This is a genomic window from Flavobacterium araucananum (assembly GCF_002222055.1).
Taxonomy (GTDB): Bacteria; Bacteroidota; Bacteroidia; order Flavobacteriales; family Flavobacteriaceae; genus Flavobacterium; species Flavobacterium araucananum.
The window spans coordinates 1-6,364 of sequence record NZ_MUGS01000012.1; the positions used below are offsets into that span (position 1 = coordinate 1).

General features: G+C 34.8%; 3 protein-coding genes. All 3 read right to left on the reverse strand.

Features of this window, described 5'->3' with window-relative positions; genetic code table 11:
• Positions 1-167 precede the first annotated feature (167 nt).
• Positions 168-569 carry an OsmC family protein gene (locus B0A64_RS08580; RefSeq protein ID WP_089479103.1) on the reverse strand — a complete coding sequence of 134 codons (402 nt, stop codon included), beginning with the start codon at positions 567-569 and terminating at the stop codon, positions 168-170.
• Positions 570-2,721: 2,152 nt separating this feature from the next.
• Positions 2,722-4,638 carry a lytic transglycosylase gene (locus tag B0A64_RS08590; protein ID WP_089479104.1) on the reverse strand — a complete coding sequence of 639 codons (1,917 nt, stop codon included), beginning with the start codon at positions 4,636-4,638 and terminating at the stop codon, positions 2,722-2,724.
• A 61-nt stretch (positions 4,639-4,699) separates the two neighbouring features.
• The gene (guaA, locus tag B0A64_RS08595; protein ID WP_089479105.1) at positions 4,700-6,229 is read right to left on the reverse strand and encodes a glutamine-hydrolyzing GMP synthase; all 1,530 of its coding nucleotides are present in this window, start codon (positions 6,227-6,229) and stop codon (positions 4,700-4,702) included.
• Positions 6,230-6,364: the final 135 nt, after the last annotated feature.

Below are 6,364 nucleotides of genomic sequence, written 5' to 3' on the forward strand. Positions count from 1 at the left end.
TTGTTTTTTAGTATACCAAATATATACATATTTATTATATACGCAATATTTTTTAAATATTAATTAAATATTTGTAAACTAGAATTTTAAAATAAATTATAAAAGCATATCTAAATTTAGATTTTTAATTACTTTATTTTATATCTCATACTAATTTTACCTGAAAATTACTTCCAGTTAAAAGTAATTTTCTTTTCGATTTCGCTACTTAAACTCAAAAATACAGGACAAGTCATTGCGGCACGTTCCAGAATAGTTTTGCTTTTCTCGTCTGCATCACCTTTCATTTCAAAAGCAATTTCGATTGCACCAATTCTTCTTGGTTCAGCATTCATTATCTTAGTTACGTCAGCCGTAGAATCGTTTATATTTACATTCATATCACGAGCTTTAATCCCCATGATCGTCATCATACAACTCGCCAAAGCATTGGCAACTGTATCTGTTGGAGAAAATGCTTCTCCTTTTCCGTTATTGTCCAGTGGCGCATCAGAGATGATTTCGCTTCCTGATTGCACATGAATTGATTTTGTTCTTAGATCTCCTAAATAGGTTACTTTTGATGTCATTAATTTGCTACTTTTAAAGTTAAGTCTGAATCGTAATATAAAATGTACACTCCTTTATTGGCGTGTCCACCATCTTCTTTTTTATAAAACTGAAATTTATTGTCAACCTGTTCTGTTGTCATTAAATCTGCTGTTTCCTGATATGTTTTTCCTTGTACCAAACGCATCATCGTGTCAAAAGTTACATCAAATCCGCGAGTTGCATAAGTATTAGGATTTACTTTATTTTTTAATCTGTATTCTTTTTCAAAAACCAACACTCCCGGTTCATCACTTTCGCGGGTTACAGACGGATACATTAATTTTAATTTTACCAGACTGTCAAAACTAATCTCGTCAGTATCCAGCGTACTGTTTGGTTCTAAAATTACCAATTGTACCTGACATGTTTTTTGTGCATCACTCAGGGCTTTTATGGTTGTTTTTACCATTGCCGTATTACCGGTTTCCATAACAACATAATTTACCCGGTTTGGCAATAACAAACCTTTTAAGTTCGCTACATCCAAAGCACCCGTTTCTGTCAGAGCTGCAAAAACAACTCCTTTTTGATTTTGTTTGATATAACTTATTACAGATTCTTTCTTTTTATCTACAACCGCTACAATGTTTCCGTTTTTAGAGCGCATATACTCAAACATTGCATTTCGAACAACCTCATTTGATGGGATCGTCTGGTACAAATTATCTATTGGGTTTGCTTTATCTTTTGATAAAGGCGAAATTNNCAATCACAGCATCTGTATCCTGCAATTTATTCTGAGAAATTAAAGCCGAAACATTCGACGCTGTTTTTGTTTCCTGCGAATCATAGATAGCTACGTCGATTGGTAATTTTAAAGTTCTGGCGGAATCGATTGCCATCATTGCTCCGGAATAAAAATCAAGTGTCATATTCAAAAATTTATCATTTTTGATACGATTAGCCGTACTCGTTGTATCATTTTGCATTTTATTTAAATTAAATGGCAACAATAAAACTAGTTTTTGACGCTCGTTCTGACCTCTTTTTTTAGTTAGCTCCACTACTTCCGGATCAGCCGAAACCGTTTCAGATTTTACCTTATCTACAATTTTAATACTGCCTCCTGTATTTTCTGTTGGTTTGTCTGCTCCTTTTTCAGTTGCTTTCTCCGCTTCTTTTTCTACAGGTTGTTGTTGGGCAATAATTGGTGACGGTGCCAGGTATCCTGTTGGAACCTTTAGAACCATTCCCTCTTTTACACCTTCAGCAAGTGCCGGATTTAGCTGTGTTAACTCCTCCTGAGACAAATGAAAAGTTCTTGATAAACTATAAAATGTCTCTTTTGGTTTTACCTGATAATCCATATACGATGTTGGCTTTTTTGGCATATCAGCAGCTTTTTTAGTTTCAGCAGGTTTTGCAGTATTTGCCAAAGCCTGATTTGAAGCTTCTGTTTTAGGTGCTTTTCCTTTTATCGTCAATCGGTAGCCAATAGGTAAACTGGAAACAATTTCAGGATTGCGTTTTTCCAATTCTTCAATCGTAATGGAGTATTGTTTTGCGATCGAAAACTTTGTTTCTTTTGCGATCACATCGTGATATACATATTTTTCCGGTCCTTTTTCTTTAGCTGTTTTTTCTGAAGCTACAAGAGATTTTCCCGCAGCTCCTTTTGCAGGAATTACTAATTTCTGACCAATTTGTACCCCTGTTTTTTCCAAGACAGGATTTGCCGCTTTTAAAGCATCATCAGAGATACCGTATTTTTTTTCGATACTGTAAAAAGTCTCTTTAGGTTGTACCTCATGAATAACTTCTTTTGTATTACCGCCGGATTTTGCTACAGCTGCCTCAGATTTTGCAGCAGATTTTGCAGTATTAGTCGGAATCAATAAAACCGTATTGGGTTTCACTCCACTTCTGGCATCCGGGTTCAGGGCATAAATGTCATAAGGCGTAACCTTAAATTTTACAGCAATCTGGTTAATGGTTTCTCCGTTTGCAACCGTATATTTAATGACCTTTTCCTGGGAAAAAGCAGAAAATGTTACAAAAAAAACAAGAAACAATAATGTTGAATAATATTTCATAATAAGGCTTAAAACAATTTAATTTTTAATTCAGGAAACAAGTTACTAAATTCTCTTTAAAGCAAGATTCCTGCCACTTGTTTATTTGCGCCAATTATTATCTAAGATCAATTTCTACCTTAGCAATAATAATAATCTCTTTATATAACTCATCTTCTTCCTTTTTCTTGCATTTATACAGTACTTCTTCCATATTTTGGTACTTATCTGAGTAGACGTAGTACGAAAGACTGTTTACATTAAAGAAGAAACTAGCGTTAAAATCGCCAGAATCAATGAGTTTCATAATGAGCTTATCCCTTAGTGACGCGTCTGTAAATATACCTAAAACTAAGTAATAGCCGTTTGAAACTTCTCTAAGATTATCATAAACTTCAACCTTTACTGTTTTGTCTGTTTTAAGAGGATTTTCCTTTAGTTCGCGCTTCATTTCATCTAACGAAACTGTTTTTGAAGATTTGTTCAAGCCCATTTTATTTTGGTTTTTAATGGCATCATCCTGGTATTTTTTCAGTTTTATCAAAGCCAGTTTATCGTCAAATTTTCTGGCTTCCATACTATAATAAGTTGCTTTGCTGATATGGCGTTTTACCTCAATTTTTTTCTGGGTATCGAGAGAATCAATCTTGGCAATCAAAAGCTGATTTTGAGCATCTCCCTGCTCCTGCTGTATTTTGTATCGTTTTATATCTTCCAGCGAAAGTCGTTGTTGCAAAGAAGTAACGTTATTGTTTTTCTCGCTTTCGCGGATTTTTTTCTTGTATTCCTGATTTTCTTCAACAGCAATTTTCTCTACTTTATTCATTAAACCCGCATACGCTTTTCGGTTTTCTGCCAGTTCTTTTTTTAGCTGAGACGATAATTCACTTGTTTTGCCAATGCTTTCGTACGATTGTTTTTCTAATTTTTTCGATTCATCAACATTCAAAATATCCATTCTTTTTAAGTCGACCAAATCATTATTCATTGTATTGACCAGCGAATCTAATTTTGCCATTAAAATATCCTGTACATTTTTATTGGCTTCAAGAACCAAACGTAGTTTTTCGACTGAATTTTCTTTGGATCCGTTCATATTATTCAGATTCACTTTCAGATCATTAATTTTTATAATTTTCTGATTCATTTCTTTCTGAACCACCAATCTGTCTTTCAGATCTTCTAATTCAACCGTTTTTGCTTTTCCTTTTTCAACCACAACTTGTTTTTCGGCAAGTGCCAGCATCAATTCCTCGCTTTCGTTAGTTGGTTTTACAACCTTTGTGTTGATCGCTAATTTATTACCTACAATTAATCCGTTTACAATTTCAGGATTTTGAGATTCTAACTGATCGATTGAAATTGCGTATTTTTTTGCAATCGAAAATTTAGTTTCTTTGGGTTCTACAACATGAAAAATAGTTTCCTGATTGATTACACGAACTCTTCCGTCTAAGGTTTTTCGTTTGTTTGGAATCGAAATGGTCTGACCAATTTGCAATCCGTTTAAAAGAAGGTCTTTGTTTAAATTTTCTAAATCATTAACCGAAACATTATATTGCCTCGCAATACTAAACAAAGATTCTTTGGCAACAACCTGATGTGTTACTTTAGAAGATATTGCATTGTCACTTTTGGAAAGATTTGCAGAATCCTGCGGAATAATTAATTCCTGACCTATCTGAAGTCCGTTTGCCAGAACTGGATTGGCATTCTGAAGTGTTTCAACAGAAACATTATATTGTTTTGATAAACCAAAAAGGGTTTCTTTTGCACCAACAACATGAGTAATTTGCTGGTTTAAATTTTGTTTTTCTGTCGCATGAACAGGGATTTTAAGAACCTGATTGTCTTTGATTCCATTTTGAGACTCGGGGTTGAGCTTGTAAATTTCATCAACAGAAACCTTATATTTTTGGGCAATAAAATAGGCGGTTTCTCCTTTTTGAATTTTGTGTTCAATAATTGAATCTTGCGCAGTTATTTTGTTAAAAGACAAAATAAAGACAAGAGAAATCGTTAAAAATTCTCTCATAAATAGTAGGTTTAAAAAATTAAGGCATTACAAATGTAACGCCTTAATTTGAAAAACAATACTATTCCCACTCAATTGTTGCAGGTGGTTTTGAGCTAATATCGTAAACCACACGGTTCACGCCTTTTACTTTATTTATAATGTCATTAGACACTTTCATCAGGAATTCGTAAGGCAAATGAACCCAGTCAGCAGTCATACCATCTGTAGATTCAACGGCTCTAAGCGCTACTACTTTTTCGTAAGTACGCTCATCGCCCATCACCCCAACACTATTTACCGGAAGCAAAATTGCTCCAGCCTGCCATACTTTGTCGTACAATCCCCAAGATCTTAATCCGTCGATAAAAACAGCATCAACATCTTGCAAGATTTGAACTTTCTCCGGAGTAATATCTCCTAAAATTCTAATTGATAATCCAGGTCCCGGAAAAGGGTGTCGTCCTAACAACTCAGGATCTATACCTAAAGTAGCACCAACTCTTCGAACTTCGTCTTTAAACAACATTCTAAGCGGTTCTACAATTTTTAATTTCATATAATCCGGCAATCCACCTACATTATGGTGTGATTTGATCGTTGCCGATGGTCCTTTTACAGATACAGATTCGATTACGTCAGGATAAATAGTTCCTTGCGCCAACCATTTTACGTCTTCGATTAAGTGTGATTCGTCATCAAATACTTCGATAAATACACGACCAATAGTTTTACGTTTGGTTTCAGGATCACTGATTCCGGCCAATTCGCCTAAGAAACGATCTCCGGCATCTACTCCTTTTACGTTCAATCCCATTCCTTTGTACTGATCTAATACATTTTGGAATTCGTTTTTACGAAGTAAACCGTTATTTACGAAAATACAATATAAGTTTTTACCAATTGCCTGGTGCAATAAAACTGCCGCTACAGTAGAATCTACTCCGCCTGACAATCCTAAAACTACTTTATCATTTCCTAATTTCTCTTTTAATTCTCCCACCATTTCTTCTACGAAAGCATTTGGTGTAAAGTTTTGAGGAACTTCGGCAATATTTACTAAAAAGTTCTCCAGCATTTTTGATCCATCTGTAGAATGGAAAACTTCCGGATGATATTGAATAGCATAAGTAGTTTCGCCTTCAATTTTATAAGCAGCAAATTCTACATCATGTGTACTTGCTAATTTTACGGCATTGGTTGGAAGCGCTTTGATACTATCGCTATGACTCATCCAAACCTGGCTGTTTTCTGAAACTCCGTTAAAGAAAACTTCATTCTCCTTAATATAAGATAAATTGGCTCTACCGTATTCTCTGGTGTTCGAAGCAGCAACTTCGCCACCACTAAAGTGGGCCAAGTATTGTGCTCCGTAACAAACTGCCAATAAAGGAAGCTTGCCTCGAATTTGAGATAAATCAGGATGTGGGGCATCTTCTCCGCGAACAGAAAAAGGGCTTCCTCCTAAAATTACGGCTTTATAAGGTGATAAATCACTAGGAAAGTGATTGTATGGGAATATTTCGCAGAATATATTTAATTCGCGAACTCTACGCGCAATAAGCTGTGTATATTGCGATCCGAAATCTAAAATAAGTACGTTGTGTTGCATGCGCAAAAATACTTTTTATATTTCAATCTTAAAAATCGGAACAATGAAAAAATAATATTTTTTTTTATTGTTCCGATTTTTAGGCACAAAGGTTCAGAGTTACAGAGGTTACAGGTTTAAAAAAAAGGTTCAAAG